Here is a 22,525-nt window from a genome sequence, read left to right on the forward strand (position 1 = left end):
CGGCATGTCGGGGGCCAATCTGCATATCCTGCGCCCTGACGCGCACGACGCGCGCTTGCTCGGCTACGACGCCGAGTTCGCCGTGCTCGGCCAGTGCTTATACGAGCCCAAGGTCATCGCGACCCTGCCGCATCTGAGCGCTGACCTGTTCGGGGATGCCCTGAACCGGCGCATGTTCGAGGTGATCGAGCAGCACCAGACGATGGCGGGAAACGCCGTGGGCATCCTAGTGATGCAGCGCCTGGCTAGCGATCCTGCCTTCATGGAAATGGGCGGGCCGACGCTGGTGTTCGACCTCGTCGACAAGGCGCCCCCGATTGCCTGCATCGAGGACATGGTCGCCGTGCTGGTCGACCTCGCTGGACGCAGAAAGTTGGTCGAGGCGGCTGAAGGCGCGCGCGCCGCGGCCTACGACCAATCGATCCCGTTCCTGGAGGCGACCTCCATTGCCGAGCAGGGCGTCGCAGCAGCCGCCCGGTACGCAGAACTCGACGTCACCCACGAAATGGATGCAGGCGACATGATCGCCGACGCCATGGACGCAGCGCGGGCGCGCTCCCACGGCATCGACTTCCCGATCGGCTTGGCCGAGGTCGACAACATGACCGGTGGGCTTACCGCTGGTGAGATGGCGGTCCTGGGCGCCTACACCGGCATGGGCAAGACCATGGCCGGGATCCAGGTCGCCAAGGCCAACGCCGCAGCGGGCCTCGGCACGATCTTCTACAGCCTGGAGATGGGCAAGGAGGCCATGGCGATCCGCCTGGCCTGCGATGTGGCGTTCGACCGCTTCGCCCGCGCTTACTCAGGCCGAACCACGAACCCGACGCTCAATGCCACGCTGAAGAACCAGGGCGTGACCGACGACCAGTGGGCCCGGCTGACAGAAGCCCAGCAGATCGTCGCCCGGTGGCCGCTGAAGGTGGATTGCCGGCCTGGCCTGACGGTTGCCCAGATGGAGGCCGGCGCGCGTCGCCAGCATCGTCTGTGGCGCCGCCAGGGTATCAAGCCCGGCCCGATCTTCGTCGACCACATTGGCAAGGTCCGCCCGGCGCAGAACCGCCGTGGCGATAAGACCGCCGAGATCTCCGACATTTCGAACGACCTGACCACCATGGCCAAGCGCCTGAGCGTTCCCGTGGTCGCGCTGGCCCAGATCAACCGCGAGGTCGACAAGCAAGGTCTCGATGACCGCCGGCCGCAGCTCTCCCACATCAAGCAGTCCGGCGCGATCGCCGAGGACGCTCGTCTGGTGATCCTGCTCTACCGGCCGGAATACTATTACCGCGAGCCCATGGAGCACGAGGACGCGCTGAAGAAGGCCGAACGCATCGACAAACTGCGGAAGGTCGAGCGGCACTTCTATTGGATCGTGGCGAAGAACAGCAACGGGCCGCAGGGCCAAGTGCTGACCTTCTGCCAGGCGGAGTGCTCGGCGATCCGCGACTGGAATCCGGAGGGCTACCGTTGAGCCTGTCCCCCGCAGTGATCGACGCCATGGTCGCCAACGGCGCGACGGTCGAAATGATGGCCGCCGTCATGAAGGCGGAACTAGCCGACATCGCCAAGCAGCAGGCAGAGGCGGAGACCGCCACGCTGGCCCGTCGTGCGAACGCGGCGGAGAAGAAGCGCCGCCAGCGTGCCGAGCGCGCGCCCGGCCGTCCCGACGCGTCCCCGGGACGTCCCCCGATGTCCCTCGATGTCCCCGGGACAGATGGGGACATGCCGGGACGTCCCGGGACATCCCCTGAGACAAAGGTTTCCCCCACACCCCCTTCTAAAACTCAAACCCCTGAGTTTACCCCCCCTATAGTCCCCCCCAAGGGTGACGATGGCGACGAGACGGATGGCCTGTTCGGGCAGCCAGCCAGCCCGAAGGTCCGGCGCAAGCAGGCCAAGGCCCTGCGGTTGGCCGGTGACGTCGAGTTTGCCCAGCTGTGGAACGTCGCCACGCCGCTGATGCGGCGTCGGGGCAAGAGCCAGGAGGTGGTCTACGCCGCCTGGGAAGCGGCCAAGGCTCGGCAGTTGCCGGCGCTGATCGTCGCCGCCCTCCGCCGGTACGTCACCGAGGACGAGGACGTGAAACGCGACATGGGCCAGCCTGGCCTGCAGCGCTGGCTGGCCGACAAGGCCTACGACCAGTGGCTCGCCACGTCCGATGGCGTGCCGGGCATCACCGACGACCGGTGGCGGATGATGGTCGAGTTCTTCCACGAAGGCACGCCCTGGCCGCCTGATCTCGGACCGCCGCCCGGGGAGCCGGGGTGCCGAGCACCGCCCGCAATCCTCGCCGAGTTCGATCAGCAATTCAGCCACAGGAGCGCCGCATGACCACGCCCGCAATCAGCCAGCGGCAGGCCATCGCCGCCCAGTCGTACGCCCGCCAATGGCGCGCTGTGAACGAGAGCGAACGTAGCCCTTTGCGCCGGCTCCATGCCCAGGACGATCTCAAGGCCGCCCGCGCGGTGCTCACCGACCAGGAGGTTGCGATCCTCGATCTCTGCGCCGGTCGCGGGCGGAGGATCGGCGAGGTTGCCCAAGCCGCCGGCCGTCCTGTCGCGGTAATGGCTGAGCTCTTCCTCGCCGCCGCGACCAAGCTCGCCGATCACTACGAAGCTCGCCCTGCCGATCGTGGCTGAACCATCAATGTCGGGGAACCACATGTCGACCACCAGCCTCCCGCGAGACGAGACCCTCGACGCGTCGGGCTCGCTGCCCAGGCGCGCGATCGACATCCTGGTCGGCGCGACAGAGCTGGTCGGCGATCACCTCGGCATCGCCCCGGAGAAGATCGCCGGGAAGCGGAAGGGTTCGCCATCCGTCGCCTTCGCGCGCCAGGTCGTGGCCTATCTCCTCCACACCGAGGCCCGCCTCGACAAGCAGCAGGTCGGCCGGATGCTCCAGCGCCATCGCTCGACCATCGGCCACGCGATCGAGGTCATCGAGGACCGGCGTGACGACGGTGTCCTCTCGGCGGCCCTGGACGCCATCGCGAGCAGCTTCCGCGCCGTGCTGCCTGTCCAGACGGCTGTGGCCGCCCCTACGTCGCAACGCCTGTCGGATCCCTTCGTCAGCGACCTTGTCTCGACCCTGACCGAAGGCGGCCTCTACGGAGAGAGCGACAGCGTCGAGCTGGACCGAACCGAGGACACCATGACCGTCCACGTCATGCTCAAGGCCCAGACCGCCTTCGCCCAGACCCTGGAGGCCGAGCGCGCCAGCCTGGCCAAGAACGTCCTGATGGAGATGGGCCGCGCCGCTGGCTGGTGGCCTAGGTTCTCCGACGCCCTGTGGTGCGAGCGCGGCGCCAAGGGCTGGCGGGTGACCTGCAAGTTCCGCCGCCAATCCGCGCCCTGACCCTCTGGCCCAAGGTGATGGTCGACATCACTCCAGCCAAAGGGCCAGCACATGGCTTCGGTTAAGCAGAAGATCCAGGGCCAGGCCAAAGCTGGCAAGATCCTATTCTCCAAGGAGATCACCCTGACCATGGTGGCCGGCGCTACCGCGTCGGACGTCATGGATCTCCCCCTGGGCTCCCACATCCACGGCATCCGCGCCGTCAACACCACGGCCTTCACCGGAACGCCTACCAACATCAACGCCCGCGTCGGCTCGGCCACCACTGGTCAGCAGTTCGTGGCTGATGTCGACCTGAAGGCCGCCGCCTCGACCGCGTTGACCGTCCTGGCCTCCGCCGCCGTGCTGAACCTGGCCACGTCGCTGTACTTCCAGGTCGCGGCCAACGGCGGCACCAACCCCGCCGGCGCCATCACCTTCATGGTCACCTACACCATCCCGCAGTAGGCCCATGACCACGATCGCCTATCGGGACGGTGTGCTAGCGGCCGACACCATGACCAGCAGAGGCTACACGGCCATCAATGGCGTGGTGAAGATCGCGCGTGGCCCCGATGGACGGCTTGGCGGCGGCTGCGGCACCGCAGCGTTCATGGGTGAGTGGTTGGAGTGGATCAGCGGCGACCGGTCTGATCCGCCTTTGGCGAAGACAGAGGGCGACAATTCTGACTCCGGCCTAATCGTTTACCCGGATGGAGCGTTAGAGCTTCATGAGGCTGGCGGCAAGTTTCGCCTAGACACTCCCTACTTCGCGATGGGTAGCGGGCGCGATCAAGCACTCGGCGCAATGTTCATGGGCGCTGGGCCTGAGGCAGCAGTGCGAGCCGCTATTGCGCATGACGTCTACACCGGCGGCGATGTCACCGTTCTGAGGCGAGATCAATGAACGCGCCTGGCCGCCCGACCCTGCACACCCCCGAGATCGAAGATGAGATCGTCGCCGATATCAGCAAGGGCATTCCCTTGGCCGAGATCTGTCGACGCGAGCACATGCCAGATCGCAGCACGGTCTACGACTGGCGTAAGGAGCGTGAGGCGTTTTCCCAACGGTTCGCGCGCGCACGCGAGATCGGCTTCGACGCTATCGCCGAGGAGACGTTGGCCATCGCCGACGACTCCTCGAACGACTACGTAACGCGCCAGCGCCCCGACGGCTCTGACTACGAGGCCTTCGACGCCGAGCATGTCCAGCGGTCAAAACTGCGGATCGAGACCCGGTTGAAGCTCCTCGCGAAGTGGGACCCGAAGCGCTATGGAGACAAGGTCGCGCTGGTCGGCGGCGGGCCTGACGACGCGCCTATCCAGTACAGCGACACGCAGGCAGCGGCGAAGATCACGGCGCTGATGGAAGCGGCTCGCCAGCGCAGAGACGCCGAGGAAGGCTGATGCGCACCGACGAAGTGGCCGACCTGCTGCCCTACCTCACGGAGGAGGAGCGCTCCGAACTGACCAAGCTGCTGGCGGCAGACAAGGCGATCTGGCGCCCCCTCCCCGGCCCTCAGTCCATGGCCTATCACTCCAAGGCCGACATCATCGGCTATGGCGGGGCGGCCGGCGGCGGCAAGACGGACCTGGCGTGCGGGCTCGCGGTCACGGAACACACCGTGTCGGCCATCTTCCGACGCGAGGGCACGCAGCTCACGGGCGTGATCGACCGCCTGACCGGCCTGCTGAACGGCCGGGACGGCTACAACGGCCAGGAACGCATCTGGCGGCTGGGCGCGAGGCAGATCGAGTTCGGCTCTGTTCCGCACCCCGGCGACGAGACCAAGTACATGGGCCGCCCCAAGGATCTGCTGGTCCTGGACGAGGCGGCCAACTTCCTCGAGGCCCAGGTCAGGTTCCTGATGGGCTGGGTTCGCACGACGAAGCCGGGCCAGAAGTGCACCACCCTGATGACGTTCAACCCGCCGACCACGGCGGAGGGGCGATGGATCATCCCGTTCTTCGGACCCTGGCTCGACAGCAAGCACCCCAACCCGGCCCAGCCTGGCGAACTGCGCTGGTTCGCGACGATCGCGGGCAAGGACATCGAGCTACCGGACGATCGACCCTTCGTGCTGGTCGACGGCGAGCGCCGGTACGAGTTCGACCGCCGCCGCTACACGCCGCAGGAAATCATCACGCCGCAGTCGCGGACGTTCATCCCGTCCAGGCTCAGCGACAACCCCTATCTGACCGGGACCGGCTACATGACCCAGCTGCAGGCCCTACCCGAACCACTCCGCAGCCAGATGCTGAACGGCGACTTCAACGCCGGCATCAAGGACAGCGCCTGGCAGGTCATCCCCACGGCCTGGGTCGAGGCGGCCATGGCGCGGTGGCAACCGCGCGACGCCAAGGGCCCCATGGACAGCATGGGCGTTGACGTCTCGCGCGGCGGGGATGACGAGACCGTCGTCTCGCGGCGCCACGGGTTCTGGTTCGACGAGCTGCTAGTCCACACCGGCGCCGAGACCCCGAACGGCCCGGCCGCCGCCGGCCACGTGATGGTCGCCCGCCGCGACCGCGCGCCCGTCCACATCGACATCATCGGGATCGGCTCGTCGGCCTACGACTTCCTGATCTCCAACGACATCCACACCGTCGCCTGCAACGGCGCCGAGGGTACCGACGAGAAGACCAAGGACGATCAGCTCAGGTTCTACAACGTCCGCGCCCGTGACTGGTGGCGGATGCGCGAGGCCCTGGATCCCGAGAACCCCGAGCCGATCTCGCTGCCGCCCGACTCCGCGCTGAAGGCCGACCTCTGCGCCCCTCTCTACAACGTCGGGCCGCGCGGGATCCTGGTCGAGCCCAAGGAGCGGATCATCAAGCGCCTGGGCCGCTCGCCCGACCGGGGCGACGCCGTGGTCAACGCCAACCGCCACACCCGCAAGCGTTCCACGGCCATCGACCGGTTCGAGGTGAACATCGGGGGGATCGCGTGAGCCGAACGGATCATGCCTTGCTGATCGGCCAGGTTGAAGAGGATGAAAAAGCCCGCCTGGTGTGACGGACTAGCTGGAGGCGGTATTGACGGATGGCGCGCTAGAGGGCGCTGGGCTTATCGAGTTCCCGTATTGTGGCGTGCTCGATCAAGTCGACCGCCATTCGGACGGCCCCATGAGCTTGGATGAGATAGCCCGCCGGATCGCGCCCTTTGACGGCGTCGACTTCACCAAACGCTACGTGGAGCAGCAGGCCTATCTTGAGCTTACGGTTCACCGGAGGGGGGGCGCGCACGATGACGTAATCATTATCTGGGCTGCCGCTGGTCAGGATGAGCCCGGAGGTATCGCCGCTGGTATCCATAAGCCTAGCCGCAGGACTGGGCACGATCAGGCGAGTGTGGTCCTTCGCGTTCCGGAGCTTGTTCAGACTCCAAAGCAGCCAATTCCCAGTTTCGTGTGGTTTAATCGCCTCGAACATCACTTTGAAGACGGGAGCGGGGACGTGGTCGCAATAGGCCATGAAATTCTGTTCGAGCGCCGCCGCCGTGTCACCGAACGGAAATTTTGCCTTCGCGGGATCCGCCCGGCCGGTGATGGCTTTGGTTGCGGCGTAGACGCTGTGGTCGAGCGCGGAGCGCAACTCGGTGACTACGTTGAAGACGCGGGTCGCGAGTCGAATGGGTACGGGCGTTCCGAACACGACCTTCACAAGCATATCTCCGGTCTTCGGATCCAACTCGTAGGCGAGGGACGCCCATTCTGGGTCGAATATCCCGGTCAGGGTCTCGACGATTTCCTGGATGTGACCCTCTGCACTATCGAGGAGGTCGCGTGGCCCGGCGAACAGATCGGGGACGGTCATTCACCCCTCCTGGGGGTAGGGGAGCCGCTAATCGGACAAGGGCACATGAAGGCGCGGGATCTCAGATCCGCGTAGCAAGGGGCCTCCGCCAACCAGCATGCTGCCATGCCGGTTATAGTCGGTAGCCACTTGCTCTGCATGGATTAGCGTAGCGCTTGGCAAAAGTTTGAAGGCTTCCCTTGTGGGCTCGGGATCATCAACGACCTGTTCAGTAACAATGTACGCGTTGCCGTCGTCGTCGAGCGCGCCGTAAGCAATTGATCCGTTAGCATCCATGCGGCGCGTCATGCCGTTACCGTCCAAGACGGTGTCGTCGACAGTCCAGTAAGGGGTCGGGATGATCTCTAGTCCTGGCGAAGTCTCGATGGCTTCCTTAGTCGCTAGCCGCCTCGATTGCACGGCCGAGCCACCAACGACGTCAAAGCCTTTGAAGCGATAAACCCTCACCATCGTCATCTAGAATCTCCTCGCTCCGAAAAGCGCAAGGCGCAGCTTTGCACGCTGTCAGGCAGGCATCAATCAATCGCAATCTTTCCGGGTGAGAACGCGCGCTGCTAATCTCGCAATCCGCAAAAACACCAGCGGCCCGACCATGGCGATATGGCCGAATATGACGACGAACCCGACGACATCGCGGTGGCGGAGCCTGCCGAGCTCACCGACGACGACTTCCTGGCCCTGGTCGCCGAGGAGCGCCGCCAGTCCGTCGGCTTCGAGCACGACGAGGAGCTGAGCGAGAACCGGGAGCGGTCGCTGAACTACCTCAAGGGCGTCATGACCGACGTCCCCGCGCTGGCCGGCCGCTCCGCCGCCATCTCGACCGACCTGTCGGACGCCGTCGAGACGCTGATGCCCGACCTGATGGAGATCCTGGCGTCGGGCGACGACATCGCCACCTTCCGCCCCGTCGGCGAGGAGGATGTCGACGCGGCCCGCCAGGAGACCGACTACGTCAACCACGTGATGTTCGTGGAGAACCCGGGCTGGCGGAATATCTACGTCCACTGCCAGGACGCGCTCTTGTCAAAGATCGGCGTGCTGAAGGTCTCGACTGAGCAGTACGACGAGGAGGCCGAAGAGCATTTCCAGGGTAAGACGGCCCTCGAAATGGCTATCGCCGACCAGGCAGGCGAGCTTGAGATCACGGCGGAGTATCCGGCCGAAGACGGTGGCGAGCCCACCTATGACTTCGTCCTACGGCAGTCCAAGCAGCGCGGCCGCACCTGCGTCGTCGCCTGGCCGCCCGAGGACTTCACCGTCGCCCGCGACACCGTCGAACTGGCGAAGACCACCTACTGCGCTGCTCGCTCGCGGCCTCGCGCCCAGACCTTGATCGAGGATGGCTACGACCCCGATTTGGTGGCCGAGCTGAGCCCTTACGGGGTGCGCAACGACACCGGCGAGGAGACCGCCCGCGACAACGCCGGGGAGCACAACAACGCCTCCACCGCGGGGATCACGTCCTTCAACCTGCACCAGGTGGAGATCGTCGAGCACATCGTTCGCGTTGACGCCGACGGTGACGGCATCCCGGAGCTGTGGCGTGTGGTGACCGGCAACGGCGAGGGGGTGTTGCTCAAGCGCGAGCGGATCGACGACGTACCTTTCGCCGTGTCGACGCCGTTCATCGTCGCTCACCGCCTCTACGGGCGCTCCCTGGCCGACATGGTCATGGAGATCCAGAAGATCAAAACCGTACTGCTCCGCATGGCGCTGGACAGCGGCTACTTCGCCATGAATCAGCGCTCCGAAGTGGCGATGGATCGTGCGAACGAGTTCACGCTGTCGGATCTGCTCAACTATGTCCCCGGCGCCCCGATCCGGTCCAAGACAGGCGACGCGGTGCGCTCGGTCAGCGCTGGTGCCCTGGATTTCGACGTCTTCGGCGCGCTGGAGCAGGTCTCGGTGATGGGCGAGCAGCGCTCGGGCGTGGTTCGCAACGCCCAGGGCCTCAACCCTGACACCCTGCACGACACCGCCAAGGGCGCGATGGCCATGGTCAACGCCGCCCAGAAGCGTGTGCGCATGATCGCCCGAGTGTTCTCGGAAACTGGCCTGAAAGATGGCCTGCTGCTGGTCCACGCGTCGACCCGCAAGCACCCGTCGGCAGCCGAGAAGGTCCGACTTCGCGGTAAGTGGGTCGAGGTGGACCCTTCGACCTTTGGCAGCCGCAAGGACATGGTCGTCGAGATCGGCGTGGGCTCCGGCGGTCGCGAGCAACAGCTTCTGGCCCTGCAACAGGTGATCGGCGCCCAGGAAAAGGTGATCAGCCTCCAGGGCGGCTCGGCCGCGGGGCCAGTAGTCACGATGCAGAACGTCTACGATACCGCCCAGCGCCTGGTGATGGCCGCTGGCATGAAGTCGGTGGATCCGTTCTTCACCGACCCGTCGAAAGCCGCCGCCGGCCAGGTCCCGCCCGGCGCCGAGAAGATCGATCCCGATCAAGTCCAGGCCCAACAGCAAGCCGAACTGGACAAGTACAAGATCGACCAGGACATCGCCTTCAAGGACCGGCAGCTAGAGGCGGAGATCGGTCTCAAGCGCTACCAGATTGATGTCGAGGCAAGGATGAAGGCGGCCGACTACCTCGCGGGCGGTTCGGGCGGCAGCGCCGTACGCTTCGGAGGAGAAGCCGGATGATCGAAGATCGGGAAGTCACCATCAACCGTGGCCACCAGGCCGCCGGCGAGCTGACAGTCGTGGAGGGCGCCATCGAGCAACTTCGCGCCGGCATGCTCGAAAAGATCGCCGGTTCGACCGTGGCGCAGCGTGAGCTTCGCGAGGCGATGTACTTCGGAGTGCAGGCCCTGGACGCGGTCAGGAAGGCGCTGCTGGACACCGTGGCCTCTGGAAATCACGCCGCCGCCCTCGACGAGATGGCCAGCATCCTCGATCGCACTTAGGCGACGCAATCCGCGCGGGATTGGGAGGGGGGCAATCTCTGCGGCATGAGCCTGCAAAGCACCTCCGACACCTCGACGGGCGCCCTCTCCATGGACGACGCCGTCTCCCTTCTGTCCACGACACGGGAGGCCGCCGCGCCCGACCCCGTCGAGGACGATGACGAGGTCGATCCGGAAGGCGACCAGGAACAGGAAGATGTGGCCGGTGACCAGCTGGCCGACGAAGGCGACGCACCGGACGAGGATCCGGCAGGCGATGACGACGTCGAAGACGAGGTGGAGGAGCCGGCCCAGCCGGTAGTCGATCCGCCTGCGTTCTGGAAAGCCGAGGAAAAGGCGCTCTTCGCCACGGCTACGCCCGAACTCCAGAAGGTGATCGCGGCGCGGGACGAGGAGTACGGGCGCCAGGTTTCCTTGGCGAAGGAAGAGACCGCGACCGCGCGCAAGGAAGCATCGGCGATCGGCGAAGTCGTCGCCATCGTCGACAAGCAACTGGAGCGCGCCGCCGAGGTCTTCAAGAGCCAGTGGGATGGGATCGACTGGGCCAGATGGGCCCAGGAGGACCCCGCTGGCGCGTTTGCCGCCAAGGTCCAGTTCGAACAGGAGCAGGAGGAGCTTTCCAGGCTCACCCAGCTTCGCGAGGCCACCGAGAGCGAGCAGCACCGGCAGTTCCTTCGTGAACAGGCCGGCAAGCTGAAGGAGCTCTCGCCGGAACTCGCAGACCCGAAGACCGGCAAGGCCGCGAAGGCGGAACTCGTCCAGTACCTGACGGATCAGGGGCTCACGCCTCAGGACCTCAAGTGGGCGGGCGCCGTCGAGTTGACACTGGCTCGCAAGGCCATGCTCTACGACCGCGCGCAGGCCAACGTCGCCAAGAACCCCCCGCAGGTCAAACCCCTCACGCCCAAGGTGAAGGCCACGAGCGCCGGCGCGGTTCGCCCCACGGCCACGCCTTCCCAAGGTTCCCAGAAACGCCGCGTCATCGAGAGCGCCCAGGCCCGGTTCGACAAGGACCCCAGCCAAGAGAACGCCCTCGCCCTGATGCGCGCCAAGCGAGGCTAGTCCCATGGCTGCACCCACCAACACCGTCACCACGCTCAACAGTGTCGGCAACCGCGAAGACCTGGAAAACATCATCTACCGGGTCGAGCCGGAGAAGACGCCCGTCATCTCCACGCTCGGCAAGGTCAAGGCGACCGCGACCGCCCACGAATGGCAGACCGAAGCGCTCGACGCGGTCAACGCCGACAACGCCCAGCTGGAAGGCGACGACGTCGGCACCGTCGATGCCGGCAACCTGACCACGCGCGTCAAGAACATCTGCCAGATCTTCCGCAAGACGGGTTCGGTCGCCGGCACCCAGTCGGCGGTCAATTCGGCTGGTCGCGAGGACGACTACGATCGCCAGGTGATGCTCAAGGGCTTGTCGATGCGCCGCGACATGGAGGCCGCGTTCCTCCAGCCGCGCGCCTCTGTGCTGGAGTCGGGCGCCACCACCCGCAAGGCTGCTGGCCTAGCCGCGTGGCTGACCTCGAACGTCTCCCGCGGCGCGGGCGGCGCCAACGGCGGCTATTCGGCGGGCATCGTCGCCGCGCCGACCGACGGCACGCGCCGGAGCTTCACCGAAGACCAGGTGAAGACCGTCTGCCAGGCGATGTTCACCGCCGGCGCCCAAGTCGATGGCGCGATGATCGTCCTGGGCCCCAAGCACAAGGGCGAGTTCTCAGGCTTCACCGGCATCGCCGATATCCGTGTCGACGTGAAGGGCAACAATCAGGCCACGATCGTCGCCGGCGCCGACGTCTACGAGGGCGACTTCGGCAAGCTGCACACCGTGCCGCACCCGTACGGCCTGACCCGCTCGTCCACCGTCCGCGAGGCCCTGATCGTCGATCCCACCATGGCCAAGGTCGCCACCCTCCGCCCGGTCAAGACCCAGGAACTCGCCAAGTCCGGCGACAACCGCAAGTTCATGATCCTGACGGAAGCGACGCTGCAGGTCGGCAACGAGAAGGCCCACGGCGTCGTCGCCGACCTTCTCTAACCACTCCCACGACTGGGGCGGCTGTCATGGCCGCCCCATCTTTTCGAGGTTCACATGCCCGATACCGACATCCCCAACATCGAAGAGATGCCGAACTTCGACGACGAGCCCGAGGCCGTGGCCGAACCGGCTCTTGCCGTGGGCGCCACCATGCCCCCCCCGGCTGAACCGCCCAAGTCGAGGGGCAAGTCCACGTCCCCGACGAGCGCCAAGCCTGGCCAAGTGCTGAAGGCCGGCAAGGCCCCGCCGAAGCTGGCCGATCGCTCCGGCGACGCCCACGCCCTGGTTCGGATCACCAAGACCGGCCACGGGCACGTCCACGACGGCAACGACGGCTTCTACGACTGGGGCACCGAGCTGGTGCTCGAGAACTCGGTCGCCCAGGCCCTGGAGGATCGCTCCTACGCCGAGATCATCGGGTGAGCGATCTGCTGCTCCACAGCGCGTCCGACGACGGGCTCAAGCGCTACTGGCGCAGCAATGGTGACGGCACGCACGATGTCGTCACCGTCCAAGACCTGACGCCTGTGGTCGATCGCTGCAAGGCGATGGCGACCCACAACGACGGGTACTCGAAGACACGCGAGTTGCGCCGGGTCGGCTTCATCCCCGCCATCCTCATGGTCAAATGGCTGAACGAGGAAGGCTGGTGGTGGTACGATCCGGACTGCGAGGCCAAGCGGAACCAGAAGCTCCGCGATCCTGACTACGCCTATCTGCGCACCTCGCCGGGAGCTGTTTGATGGCGCTCTCGACCTACGGCGAACTGAAGACGGCCCTGACAGATTTCGCGGCGCGCAACCTGGCCAAGTGGACCAGCAACATCCCGGTGTTCGTGGCCTACGCCCACACCGAGATGATGCGAGACCTGCGCATCCCGCTCTTGGAAGCCTCTGCCGACTTGGTAATCGACGCCGAGCGTGTGGACCTGCCGGCCGACTTCCGCGCCGTGAAGAGCCTATGGATCGACACCGATTGCGACGCGCCACTGCGCCCAGGCTCGATTGAGCAGCGCTTTAAGATCATCGCTCAGCGCCCGACGGGCCGGCCAGCGGTGTTCTCGCGCGAAGCTGAGCAGCTGGCCTTCGGCCCTCGGCCCGACACGGCCTACGCCGGAAAGCTGATCTATACCCGCCAACTGCCCGACCTGGTGCTCGACACCGACACCAACACCCTCTTGAAGCGCTACCCCTTCGCCTACTTCTTCGGCGCCCTGGCTTCTGCCGCCTCGTTCGACAAGAACACCGAAGAGGAAGCCAAGTACGAGGGCAAGTTCCGCGCCCAGCTCGCCACCATCAACGCCCGCGAACAGGCCGACGCCATGGCGGGCGGTACGATGGTCCCGTCCTTCGGAGGCGTGGTTGCATGAACTGGATTCCTGCCGCACTGCCGCCCTCGATCATCGCCCTGGCCAGAGCCATTGATCGCCGCTTTCAGCTCCTGAACCCGGAAGCGCCGGTGCGCCTGCCGGTCCTGGACAGCGTGTCCGACCTGCCACCGGCCAGGGGCTGGGAAGGCGGTCTGATCCATATCCGCGACCTGGGCGCCGGCGAGGCGTGTCCAGTCTTCTCCGACGGCGCTGTCTGGCGCCGGGTCGACACCCGAGGGATTGTCTGATGCCCAGCAGCTACACTCCGCTTGGCCTCGTGCTTCAGGCCACGGGCGAAAACGAAACGACTTGGGGCGGCGTTCTTAACAGCAGTGCGCTGGCGCTGGTCGACGAGGCCATTCGGGGTCGCGTCGCCTTCTCGCTCAGCGGGGTAAAGACCCTCACGTCGGCTAACGGCGTCGACACCGAAGCTCGCAAGATGATCCTCCACGTGACCGGCGGGACTGGTGGGACCATCATCGTCCCGAACTACTCGAAGAACTATTTCGTCATCAACGAGGCAACCGGCGACGTCACGGTATCGGCCGGTGGGACTCAAGCGATCGTCCTTGAGGCCGGTGATGCGACATGGGTTTCGTCTGACGGTGCGAACGTGCGCTCGACGCAGATCGGCGGCATGTCGCTCAAGGCCTACATCGAAACGATGACCTGGGAGGCCAATGCCGGCATTTTGCCGGGGCAGCCAGGAAATGCCGGGAAATATCTGCGGACAGACGGCGCAACGCCCTATTGGGATGACGTCGTCAACGACCTGGCCCTGTTTGGCGATGGGGCGGACGGAGATGTCATCATCTCGAGCCCGGTCACTCTGACCCGTGACATGTACTACAACAACCTGACCTTAGCGGCAGGCGCCGCCCTGGTGACCGCTGGCTGGCGCATCTTCGTCAAGAGTGTGCTCAATTTGACCAACGCTCCGGCCGGCGCGATCCAGTGGGACGGCGGCGACGGTGGCGACGGCGTGGGTACGTCGCCGGGCAGCGGCGGCGCCTCACTGGTTACGGGAGCCTTTGCAGGCACCAATGTCGCAGCCGCGCCCGCTAACACTGGAGCGCCGGGCGCGGCGGGAACCGCCGTCCGCAGCAACGGCGGCAAGGGGGGCGACAGCGGGGCCAATGGCGCCTTCCCGACGACCCCGGTGGCAAGCCAGTCGCCTGTTCCAATCCGATATGCTGGTGTCTTTTCCCCGCTGGTCCTGACCGCGGTCACCTCGGTTGGCGCCATCATGGGCGGCGGCACCGGGTCGAGTGGCCACGGCGCGGGCGGCGGGGCTTCGGCCGGCGGCGGAGCGCCAACCGGTGGCGGCGCGGTTGCCATCTACGCCCAGACCATCCAACGAGGCCCCTCGACCACGCCAGCAGCGATCAGGGCCCGAGGAGGCAAGGGGGGCAACGCGGAGCCTGCCAATTTCGGAGGTCAGACCGGAGGAGCTGGCGCCGGCGGCGGTGGCGGCGGTTGGATCTACCTCGTCTACCGCTTCTTGGTTGGTGCACCTGTTGTTGGCCTGATCGACGTTACCGGGGGCAATGGCGGCGACGGCGGAGCTGGCGGGGGCACAGGTTCCGTCCGAGGCGGAGACGGAGGCTCTTCCGGAGAGGGCGGCCGCGTACAGATTTTCGACCTATCCGCGAGCACGTCTGTTGAGCTCACACCTTTGGCCTCTGTGCCGGGTGGAACGACTGTCACTGCGAGCAAAGCCTTGGGTGCGATCGCGGCGCCAGCCAGCATGACGCTCTAGGGAGCAATCCGCCACCTGCCTGAGAGGCTCATGGTGGGAGAATGTCTCGATACCCCCTCGACACGCCTCCTGGCCTAGTCACCGGCGAGAGCGCCTTTGCTTCGAACGGCCGGTACATTGACGGCGACAAGTTTCGCTTCGTTCAGAGCGACACCGGCATCCCACCTCGTCCGGAGATCATCGGCGGTTGGGAGTCTCTGACCTTGTCGACTTTGGACGGCGTCACTCGGAACAGCTTCACTTGGACCGACCTGGAGGGCCGCCTTAACATCGCCTTTGGCACTCACAAGAAGCTCTATGTCTGGCGTTCGGGCGTCCTCACCGACATTACCCCAACGCTGGCCCTGCCCCCCAAGGTGCTCCCTCTGGATCCGCTGTCCGTCGCCAGCGGCTCTCCCACGGTGACGGTGAACCACAATGGCCATGGCTTAGGGACCGGCGAGTCCGTGGTGGTGTCGGGCGCGACGGCGATCGGCGGCATCACGCCCAACGGGACGTTCCCGATCACCGTGACGACGGATGATGCCTACACCTTCACGTTCGGGTCGAACGCCACCTCGACGGTCACGGCGGGGGGCGGCGCAGAGGTGAAGATCACGCCGCAGCGCGCGTTCGCCGAAGGCAAGGTCCACGGCACCGCCGGGCGGGGCTACGGCACCAGCACCTACGGCACGGGCTTCTACGGCCTTCCCAGCGTCGACGACACCTTTCCACGGACCTGGAGTTTCGACAGCCTCGGCGAAGCCCTGGTGGCCTGTCCGCGCGGCGGAACGATCTTCCTCTGGGAAAATGACATCGCGCTCAACGCGGAGCCCATACTCAACGCGCCGGCGATGGTCACGTCGGCATTGGTGACGGACGAACGCGCCGTGGTGGCCGTGGGCTGCAACGAGGAGACCTCCGGCCACTTCAATCCGCTCTGCATCCGCCACAGCGACCTCGACGACTATACGGTCTGGACGACCCAAACCGACACGACGGCGCGGGAAAAGGTGCTCGCCGGCGGAGGTCGGCTGATCGGCGCCAAACGCGCCGGGTACGGCGTCTTTCTCTGGACCAACAGCGGCGTGTTCCAGGGCAGCTACATCGGCGCGCTGGACGAGGTTTATCGCGTTGAATCGCTCGGAACAGGCTGCGGTCTGCTTGGAGCGAACGCCATGGCCGTGAAGGGCCAAACAGCCTGGTGGCTGTCGCCAGATTTCCAGCTCCAAGCTTGCAGCCTGGGCGGTGCTCCGTCGGTGGTCACGCTGCCGTTCCGTAGCGAACTCGACGCTCATCTGTCGGTTTCGCAACAGGACAAGGTGGTCATCTCGACCCTGGGCGCTTTCGAGGAGCTGTGGATTTTCTATCCTGACGCACGTGATGGTCAGGAAAATAGCCGGGCTCTCAGCCTGAACCTCAAGCACGGCTCTCCTGCTCGCCACCTCCTCGCCCGGACCTCGTTCATCGACGCTGGCGTGGCCAGCTATCCGGTCGGCGTGACGCCGCAAGGCCAAGCCTATTGGCATGAACGTGGCAGGACGGCCGATGGCGCGGCGATCGGCGGCTTTCTGACCGCTGGCCCCCAAGCGCTCGACAGCCGCGGCTCGATGCTGCTGCTCACTAGCTTCTGGCCAGACTTCCAGGTCCAGGCCGCGCCCGTGAGCATCACCTTCCTGTGCCGGGAATACCCTCAGGACGAGACCTACGAGGACGGGCCGTACGTCTTCACGCCGGGCCAATCCAAGCTCGACCTCCACGTCCAGGCGCGGTTGATGGGATATCGCCTGGACTTCTCTTCCGGCCCTGCGGAACTGCGCCTTGGGACACCGGTTTTCGAGGGCCGCACGACGGGCCAGCGATGATCGACGATGGCCGTCTGGCGGAAATGGACCGTCGCCGTGATCTCATCGAGTCCGGCCTAGGGCCTCTCCATACCTTCGATCATATCCGGGATCTGGTGGCGCGAGGCCTGGTGCAGGTCTGGTTCGGCGAGCGATCCGTGATGCTCACCGAGCGCCAATCCTACGAGGAGATCGAGGCCATACAGTGCTTCTCGGCCTCGGGAGACCAAGGGGAGATTGAAGCGGTGATCCGACCGGCGGTCGAAGCCTGGGGGAAGGCGCAAGGGTGCAACCTGGCCCTGGTCGACGCATCGCGGCGCGGTTGGGAACGGGCGCTCAAGCCCGCCGGCTACGAATTCTGGTCAATCACGCTCGCCAAGGTGCTCTGATGTCGTCGAAGACGAAAACCAATACGACGAGCAGCTCGAACACGAACAGCGCCTCGACCTCGACGCCGATCAATCCGGCATGGGTGACCAACTCCGTCCAGGGCCTCCAGGGCAAGATCGACAACCTGCTCAACACCGATGCGCAATCGCTGGTGGCTGGGCCGTCGAGCCTCCAGACGCAGGCCTTCGACCAGGCCGGGAAGCTGACGACCAATCCGCTGTACGGCCAGGCCGCGACGGCCGCGAACGGCGTTCTAAACACCGCCGCGCCGACCGTGGCCGGCACGACCGTTGGGCCGACGAGCGCCGCCACCGCGCGGACGCTGCTCGACACTGACCTGTCGGGCTATCTGAACCCGCAACTCGACGGCTACGTGAAGGCCACGCTCGACAACTTCGATAACCAGGCGGGCATGACGCGGGCCCAGCAGACGCTGGATATCGCCCGAAACCAGAAGTTCGGCGGTTCGGGATCGGCGATCACCAGATCCCTGACCGAGCAGCAACTGGGTCTAGGTCGAGCTTCGACGGAGAGCGGTTTGCGCTCGGCTGCCTATGATCGGGCTGTCGCGGCCGCGATGGCCGACAACGACCGCCTGGCGAGCGTCTCGACCTTCAACGCGGGCCAATCCAATTCCGCCTCGGCGCAGCAGGCGCAGATCGACGCGGCGCGTCGACAAGCCGATGCGGGGTTCGTCGACAGCGCGGCGGGAAGGAACCTGTCGGCGGCGGGCCTGCTAGGCCAACTGGGCAGCGCCGAAAGCTCTGACACACGGGCAAATATCGGTCTCCTCGGAAGCCTGGGCGACACTCAACGCGACATCGAGAGTGACAAGCTGGGCGCTGATACCGAGCTGCTCAAACTGATCTCGGCGCTGAACGGCGGCCAGAACTACGGCCTCTTCCAGGGACAGAGCGCGACAGGCACGGGGTCTACGACCGGCACGTCCTCGTCGGTCACCAAGACCAGTGATCCGATGGGCGCGATCAGCGGGTTGCTGGGCGCCGCGGGCGGTCTTGGCACCGGTCTTGGCGCGGTGGGGGTGAGCTTCTCCGACGCCCGGTTGAAGGACGATATCGAGCACGTTGGCCACGATGGCGAAGGCCGGAAGGTCTACGACTTCAAGTACAAGTGGGATCGTCCGGGCATGAAACGCCGTGGCTACATGGCCCAGGACATCGCGCGCACCGATCCTTCCGCCGTTCGCCGCCACCCGAGCGGCGCCCTGATGGTCGACTATGGTCTTCTGGGGGCTGGGTGATGAATCTCGATTTCCTACGCCAGCTGGCTCAGCAGGGCGCCGATGACCAGGCCGGTGAAGTTCCGCCGGGGCTCTTCGGATCATCGGCGCGACAGGCGATTGCAGCTGCCCCATCCACCTCCGCCGCACCTGCGCCGAACCCCAATCCGGTCCGCTCCTATCTTGGAGGCCTGATCAAATACCAGCGTCCGGAGGGGCAGACGGGGGCCCAGCGCATGCAGCTCCTCGGCGCGACGTTGTCCGACGCCGGCGCGGGCCTGGCGGGTGGTCGCGGCGGTCGGGTATCCGCGCTTCAGGACGGGTTCCGAGAAGCCGACATGTCCGCCAATGTCCGCCAACAAGCCGAAGAGGACCGGGCGCGCGCCAATGCCGACCGCGAGTCCCGCGCCCGCGCCATGTCGGTGGCGCTGGACGAGACCGGCCATTTCAATGCGGGTAAGTATATGCAGGCCTTGGCGGAAGCCGGCGTGCCCCTGGACGTGGACGACATCGCCGATGCCCGCCAGGCCCAAGGTGGCCGAAAGGTGCTCAACACCGCCGACGGCCCGTACGGCTACGACGAGACAACTGGCGAGGGCGATTACATCCTTGGTCCGTTCGCGGACAAGCGCGCCGAACTGCTCGACGCTCAGATCGCGGCCGCGCGGGCCCAAGGAGCTTTGCGAGGCAGTCAGGGCGACTACTACGATGCTCGCGCCAAGCAGCCCTATGCGCCCCGCGCCGCGCCCAAGCCAAGCGCAGCCTCAACTCTGGACGCGATCGCCGCCGAACTGCGTCGCCGTGGAAAGCTGCCATGATGAACGATCTCTCCCACCTCTCCGACGACGAACTCCTGGCGATGTATCAGGCCGAGCGATCCAAGATCGCCGGTGGCGGCAGCATCCAGGACAAGGCGCGCCAGCGCGCGATGGGGGTGGATGACGCCAAACGCCTTAGCGAGGCTCGGGATATGGTCCGCAATGCCGACGGCATCATCGCCACGGCCGGCGAGGCGCGTCGCCTTCTCGATGACGGAGCCCCGACCGGCTTCGCGGGCGACTTTCGCACGGGCCTCGGCAAGGCGATCGGAGGCTTTGCCGGCAACCTGCCGTTCGTGCCTAACCAGCGCGAGACGGACAACCTGCAGCGCTTCCGCCAAGTCTCCAACCAAGCGACCCTCGGCGATACGAGCAAGCTGCGCGGCCCCTTGTCGGACAAGGACATCGCCTTCCTGAAAGAGGCGCAGATCAACATCAATGTCAGCCCTGAGGCCAACCGCCGCGCACTGGCCGCCCAGGAATGGGCAGCGATCCGCATGTCGGCCTACGAGAGCGCGATGCAATCCTGGTCCAAGCATCTTGGAGCGCCATCGGCCCTCAATCCTCGCGGTCAAAGCTTCGATGCCTGGTTCTCGTCCTATGCCAACAAGAAGCTCCCGCCGCCCTACCTGAAACGACCGACGGCCGCGCCCAAGGGCTCGCCGACCGCCAACGCACCGCGCAAGGCGGCTCCCGGCGCCTATCGGATCCTGGAGGAGCACTGACGATGCCGGTGTTCAAGATTCAGACGCCCAGCGGTCGCACCGTCACGATCGAGGCGGCGACGCGCGAGGCTGCGCTGGCCGGCGCTCAGGAGTGGGAAACGACCCGCAAGCGCGGCGTCGGCGAAACGATCTTGAACGCCACCCAAGCCTTCAATCGCTCCATCCCGGGCTTCGATGAACTCGCCGATGGCCTACAAGCCGGCTCTGACCTGATCACGGGCAAGGCCAAATCGTTTCCGGAAGCGTGGTCTGGCGCCCGCACGCGGTCGAAGGCTGGCGCCGAAGACTTCGAAGGACGCCATCCGGTCGCGGCGGCGGGCGTCAACGGGCTCGGCCTGGCCGCGCAAGTCGCCCCGGCCCTGTTTACCGGCGGAGCCTCGGCCGCGCCAGCTTCCGCCCCTGCCGCGAAAGGCCTCTTCGGCGCTGCGGCGCGGGCGTTCAACAGTCAGACGGCCAAGTCGGCGCTGGCGGGCGGCATCGGAGGCTTCGCTGGCGCTGCCTCTGGCGAAGGCAATTTGGGCGAGCGTCTCTCGGCCGGCAATCAGGCCATCGTGCCGGGCGCGGTTCTCGGCGCTGTCATCCCTGCCGTGGCTAAGGTCGCCGGCAACATAGTGAACGCGGCGGCGGCCCGACGGGCCTCGCCTGCCACGCGCACAGCGGCGCGGGCTGGTCGGATCCTCGCGGGTCGGGTCCCCCAGATCGAGCAGGCGATTTCCGGCTCGGCCGACGATATCCGGTTGCCGTTCGAGCGCATGGGTCGCGGCGGCAAGGGCCTGACCCGTGCCTTGGCCAATGTACCTGGGCCTGGTCAGGAGATGATCGAGGGGGCCCTGACCCGACGCCAGGCCCGGGCTCCGCAACGCATGTTGGCCAGCGCGTCGCGCGAACTCGGTGACGACGGCGCGGGCTTCTATGAGGGCCTGGACACGCTCGACAAGGCGCGGAAGACCGCCGCGGCTCCGCTCTATGAGGAGGCCTACAGCAGGCCGGCGCCGCAGTCGGACGCGCTCGACGCGCTCGGAGCCCGCCCCTCCGTGAAATCGGCCTATGGCAGGGCGGCGCGGATCGCGGCCGAGGAGGGGCGCGACCCGAGAGGCCTGGGGTTCGCGTTCAACGAAGCCGGGGACGTGACGCATATCCAGACGCCGACGATGCAGACCTACGACTACGTCAAACGCGGCCTCGACGACGTCCTGGAAGGCTATCGGGACAAGACCACGGGGAAACTCGTCCTCGACGAAGAAGGGCGGGCGGTCCTCGGGACGCTCAACGAGCTGCGGTCAAAGCTGACCCAGATGAACCCGAAGTACGGCGAGGCCTTGGCTTCGTACGCCGGGCCGACGAAGCAGATGCAGGCGCTTCGGCGCGGGCGCGAGATTGTCGGCGGCCGGCACGATGCCGAGATGATCGACGACATGACGGGGGCGATGTCGGCCGACGAGGCCACGGCGCAGCGTCTGGGCATGGCGCGAGGCTTGGCCGACAAGTTTCGCAGCGGCAATCCGCAGAAGGCCTTCCGCGATATCGCCAACAGCCCGATCACCCAGGACCGCATGCGCGCCGGCTTTGGCAACAATGGCGCCTTCGAACGCTTTCTGCGCGACGTCGAGGCTGAAGCTGGGGCGCAGAAGTCGTTCAACGAGATCCTGTCGGGCTCTCGCACCACGCCGCTGGCCGAGGACATCCGCTCGGCGACTGTCGGCGCCGAGGACATGGGCCTTGGCGACCATCTGGCGCAGATCGGCGCGCGTCGAGTCGGCGGTCAGTCCTTCCGCACCCAGGCGGCGAACGCCGTGCTTGGCGCGTACGAGCGGGTCCGGCAGCCGGGAATCTACGATCCCGACGTCAATCGGACGCTCTCTGAGATCATGGTGGGACGCCAGAACCCGCGAAATGTGCTGTCGGCCATGGACGAGATCCAGGCTGTTCGTCCGATGCGCAATGTGACGCCTAAGGCCGCCGCCGCCGGCGTCATTTCGGGTGAGGGAAATCAGCCGCGACGCAGCGTGACGATCGAGCTCGAGGATGGCAGCGGGATCGACGAATACGGCCGCTACATCCCGCCTCGGGTCGGCCAGCGCTAGCGCAGCAAGCCGATCGCGTGGAGGACGTTGACCACGCCGCTATTGACCCAAACGCCGATGATCGGCGCGAGCAGCAGTGCCGCTGCGGTTCCCACGAGCACCACCAGGCCGCCCAGGGCCTCGGTGGCGATGATGAACAGTCGGTCGCCTCGATCGCGCAATCCGCACTCTCCGCTGCGGGAACAGTCTGAGATCTGCATCAGACCAGATTTCGGCCT

26 protein-coding genes are annotated in these 22,525 nt (G+C 66.1%); 23 read left to right on the top strand and 3 right to left on the bottom strand.

The window, feature by feature from the left end:
* Positions 1-4: 4 nt before the first annotated feature.
* Genes ACW173_RS04680 through ACW173_RS04715 form a run of 8 tightly spaced genes read left to right on the top strand, consistent with a single transcriptional unit; the run spans position 5 to position 6,287 of the window.
* Entirely contained in the window at positions 5-1,471 is a 1,467-nt protein-coding gene (locus tag ACW173_RS04680) for a replicative DNA helicase (protein WP_492083713.1), read from the top strand.
* The gene (locus ACW173_RS04685) at positions 1,468-2,331 is read left to right on the top strand and encodes a hypothetical protein (protein WP_492083714.1); all 864 of its coding nucleotides are present in this window, start codon (positions 1,468-1,470) and stop codon (positions 2,329-2,331) included. Before ACW173_RS04680 ends, ACW173_RS04685 begins: the two co-directional genes overlap by 4 nt.
* Entirely contained in the window at positions 2,328-2,639 is a 312-nt protein-coding gene (locus tag ACW173_RS04690; RefSeq protein WP_492083715.1) for a hypothetical protein, read from the top strand. Before ACW173_RS04685 ends, ACW173_RS04690 begins: the two co-directional genes overlap by 4 nt.
* A 22-nt stretch (positions 2,640-2,661) precedes the next feature.
* Positions 2,662-3,357 carry a helix-turn-helix domain-containing protein gene (locus tag ACW173_RS04695; RefSeq protein WP_492083716.1) on the top strand — a complete coding sequence of 232 codons (696 nt, stop codon included), beginning with the start codon at positions 2,662-2,664 and terminating at the stop codon, positions 3,355-3,357.
* A gap of 51 nt (positions 3,358-3,408) precedes the next feature.
* Positions 3,409-3,804 carry a hypothetical protein gene (locus ACW173_RS04700; protein WP_492083717.1) on the top strand — a complete coding sequence of 132 codons (396 nt, stop codon included), beginning with the start codon at positions 3,409-3,411 and terminating at the stop codon, positions 3,802-3,804.
* Between the two features lie 4 nt (positions 3,805-3,808).
* Positions 3,809-4,243 (top strand): Ntn hydrolase family protein, encoded by a 435-nt coding sequence (locus tag ACW173_RS04705; protein WP_492083718.1) that lies wholly within the window; start codon positions 3,809-3,811, stop codon positions 4,241-4,243.
* A complete protein-coding gene (locus tag ACW173_RS04710; RefSeq protein ID WP_492083719.1) occupies positions 4,240-4,743 on the top strand; it encodes a terminase small subunit-like protein in 504 nt (167 codons plus the stop codon). Before ACW173_RS04705 ends, ACW173_RS04710 begins: the two co-directional genes overlap by 4 nt.
* A complete protein-coding gene (locus ACW173_RS04715) occupies positions 4,743-6,287 on the top strand; it encodes a hypothetical protein (protein ID WP_492083720.1) in 1,545 nt (514 codons plus the stop codon). Before ACW173_RS04710 ends, ACW173_RS04715 begins: the two co-directional genes overlap by 1 nt.
* Before the next feature lie 100 nt (positions 6,288-6,387).
* On the opposite strand, the gene ACW173_RS04720 is transcribed toward ACW173_RS04715, so the two are convergent.
* Both ACW173_RS04720 and ACW173_RS04725 read right to left on the bottom strand, forming a co-directional pair.
* Positions 6,388-7,152 (bottom strand): hypothetical protein, encoded by a 765-nt coding sequence (locus tag ACW173_RS04720; RefSeq protein WP_492083721.1) that lies wholly within the window; start codon positions 7,150-7,152, stop codon positions 6,388-6,390.
* A 27-nt stretch (positions 7,153-7,179) separates the two neighbouring features.
* Positions 7,180-7,608: a hypothetical protein gene (locus tag ACW173_RS04725; protein ID WP_492083722.1), complete on the bottom strand. Its 429-nt coding sequence runs from the start codon at positions 7,606-7,608 to the stop codon at positions 7,180-7,182.
* A gap of 144 nt (positions 7,609-7,752) precedes the next feature.
* Here ACW173_RS04725 and ACW173_RS04730 point away from each other — a divergent pair, with 144 nt between their 5' ends.
* The 15 genes from ACW173_RS04730 to ACW173_RS04800 all read left to right on the top strand — a co-directional run bounded on the left by ACW173_RS04730 (position 7,753) and on the right by ACW173_RS04800 (position 22,307).
* Positions 7,753-9,792, top strand: coding sequence for a portal protein (locus ACW173_RS04730; protein WP_492083723.1), 2,040 nt, complete (start codon positions 7,753-7,755; stop codon positions 9,790-9,792).
* A complete protein-coding gene (locus ACW173_RS04735; RefSeq protein WP_492083724.1) occupies positions 9,789-10,055 on the top strand; it encodes a hypothetical protein in 267 nt (88 codons plus the stop codon). The genes ACW173_RS04730 and ACW173_RS04735 overlap by 4 nt, the downstream gene beginning before the upstream one ends.
* 90 nt (positions 10,056-10,145) lie before the next feature.
* The gene (locus ACW173_RS04740) at positions 10,146-11,117 is read left to right on the top strand and encodes a hypothetical protein (RefSeq protein WP_492083725.1); all 972 of its coding nucleotides are present in this window, start codon (positions 10,146-10,148) and stop codon (positions 11,115-11,117) included.
* Positions 11,118-11,121: 4 nt separating this feature from the next.
* Entirely contained in the window at positions 11,122-12,099 is a 978-nt protein-coding gene (locus ACW173_RS04745) for a DUF5309 domain-containing protein (RefSeq protein ID WP_492083726.1), read from the top strand.
* A gap of 54 nt (positions 12,100-12,153) precedes the next feature.
* Positions 12,154-12,522, top strand: a complete 369-nt coding sequence (locus ACW173_RS04750) for a hypothetical protein (protein ID WP_492083727.1) — start codon at positions 12,154-12,156, stop codon at positions 12,520-12,522.
* Positions 12,519-12,842, top strand: a complete 324-nt coding sequence (locus ACW173_RS04755; RefSeq protein ID WP_492083728.1) for a hypothetical protein — start codon at positions 12,519-12,521, stop codon at positions 12,840-12,842. Before ACW173_RS04750 ends, ACW173_RS04755 begins: the two co-directional genes overlap by 4 nt.
* Complete coding sequence (locus tag ACW173_RS04760) at positions 12,842-13,468, top strand: phage adaptor protein (RefSeq protein ID WP_492083729.1); 627 nt, start codon at positions 12,842-12,844, stop codon at positions 13,466-13,468. Before ACW173_RS04755 ends, ACW173_RS04760 begins: the two co-directional genes overlap by 1 nt.
* The gene (locus ACW173_RS04765; RefSeq protein ID WP_492083730.1) at positions 13,465-13,716 is read left to right on the top strand and encodes a hypothetical protein; all 252 of its coding nucleotides are present in this window, start codon (positions 13,465-13,467) and stop codon (positions 13,714-13,716) included. The genes ACW173_RS04760 and ACW173_RS04765 overlap by 4 nt, the downstream gene beginning before the upstream one ends.
* Entirely contained in the window at positions 13,716-15,227 is a 1,512-nt protein-coding gene (locus ACW173_RS04770) for a hypothetical protein (protein WP_492083731.1), read from the top strand. The genes ACW173_RS04765 and ACW173_RS04770 overlap by 1 nt, the downstream gene beginning before the upstream one ends.
* Positions 15,228-15,439: 212 nt before the next feature.
* Positions 15,440-17,071, top strand: a complete 1,632-nt coding sequence (locus ACW173_RS04775) for a hypothetical protein (protein WP_492083732.1) — start codon at positions 15,440-15,442, stop codon at positions 17,069-17,071.
* Positions 17,068-17,439, top strand: coding sequence for a hypothetical protein (locus ACW173_RS04780; RefSeq protein ID WP_492083733.1), 372 nt, complete (start codon positions 17,068-17,070; stop codon positions 17,437-17,439). The genes ACW173_RS04775 and ACW173_RS04780 overlap by 4 nt, the downstream gene beginning before the upstream one ends.
* On the top strand, positions 17,439-18,701 hold the full coding sequence (locus tag ACW173_RS04785; protein ID WP_492083734.1) for a tail fiber domain-containing protein: 1,263 nt from the start codon (positions 17,439-17,441) through the stop codon (positions 18,699-18,701). The genes ACW173_RS04780 and ACW173_RS04785 overlap by 1 nt, the downstream gene beginning before the upstream one ends.
* Complete coding sequence (locus ACW173_RS04790; protein ID WP_492083735.1) at positions 18,701-19,498, top strand: hypothetical protein; 798 nt, start codon at positions 18,701-18,703, stop codon at positions 19,496-19,498. Before ACW173_RS04785 ends, ACW173_RS04790 begins: the two co-directional genes overlap by 1 nt.
* Entirely contained in the window at positions 19,495-20,223 is a 729-nt protein-coding gene (locus ACW173_RS04795) for a hypothetical protein (RefSeq protein WP_492083736.1), read from the top strand. The genes ACW173_RS04790 and ACW173_RS04795 overlap by 4 nt, the downstream gene beginning before the upstream one ends.
* Positions 20,224-20,225: 2 nt before the next feature.
* Entirely contained in the window at positions 20,226-22,307 is a 2,082-nt protein-coding gene (locus ACW173_RS04800; RefSeq protein ID WP_492083737.1) for a hypothetical protein, read from the top strand.
* Here ACW173_RS04800 and ACW173_RS04805 read toward each other — a convergent pair.
* Entirely contained in the window at positions 22,304-22,507 is a 204-nt protein-coding gene (locus ACW173_RS04805) for a hypothetical protein (protein ID WP_492083738.1), read from the bottom strand. The two genes, ACW173_RS04800 and ACW173_RS04805, sit on opposite strands and share 4 nt — an antisense overlap.
* Between the last annotated feature and the right edge of the window lie 18 nt (positions 22,508-22,525).

The organism is Caulobacter sp. ALps2 (assembly GCF_058681635.1).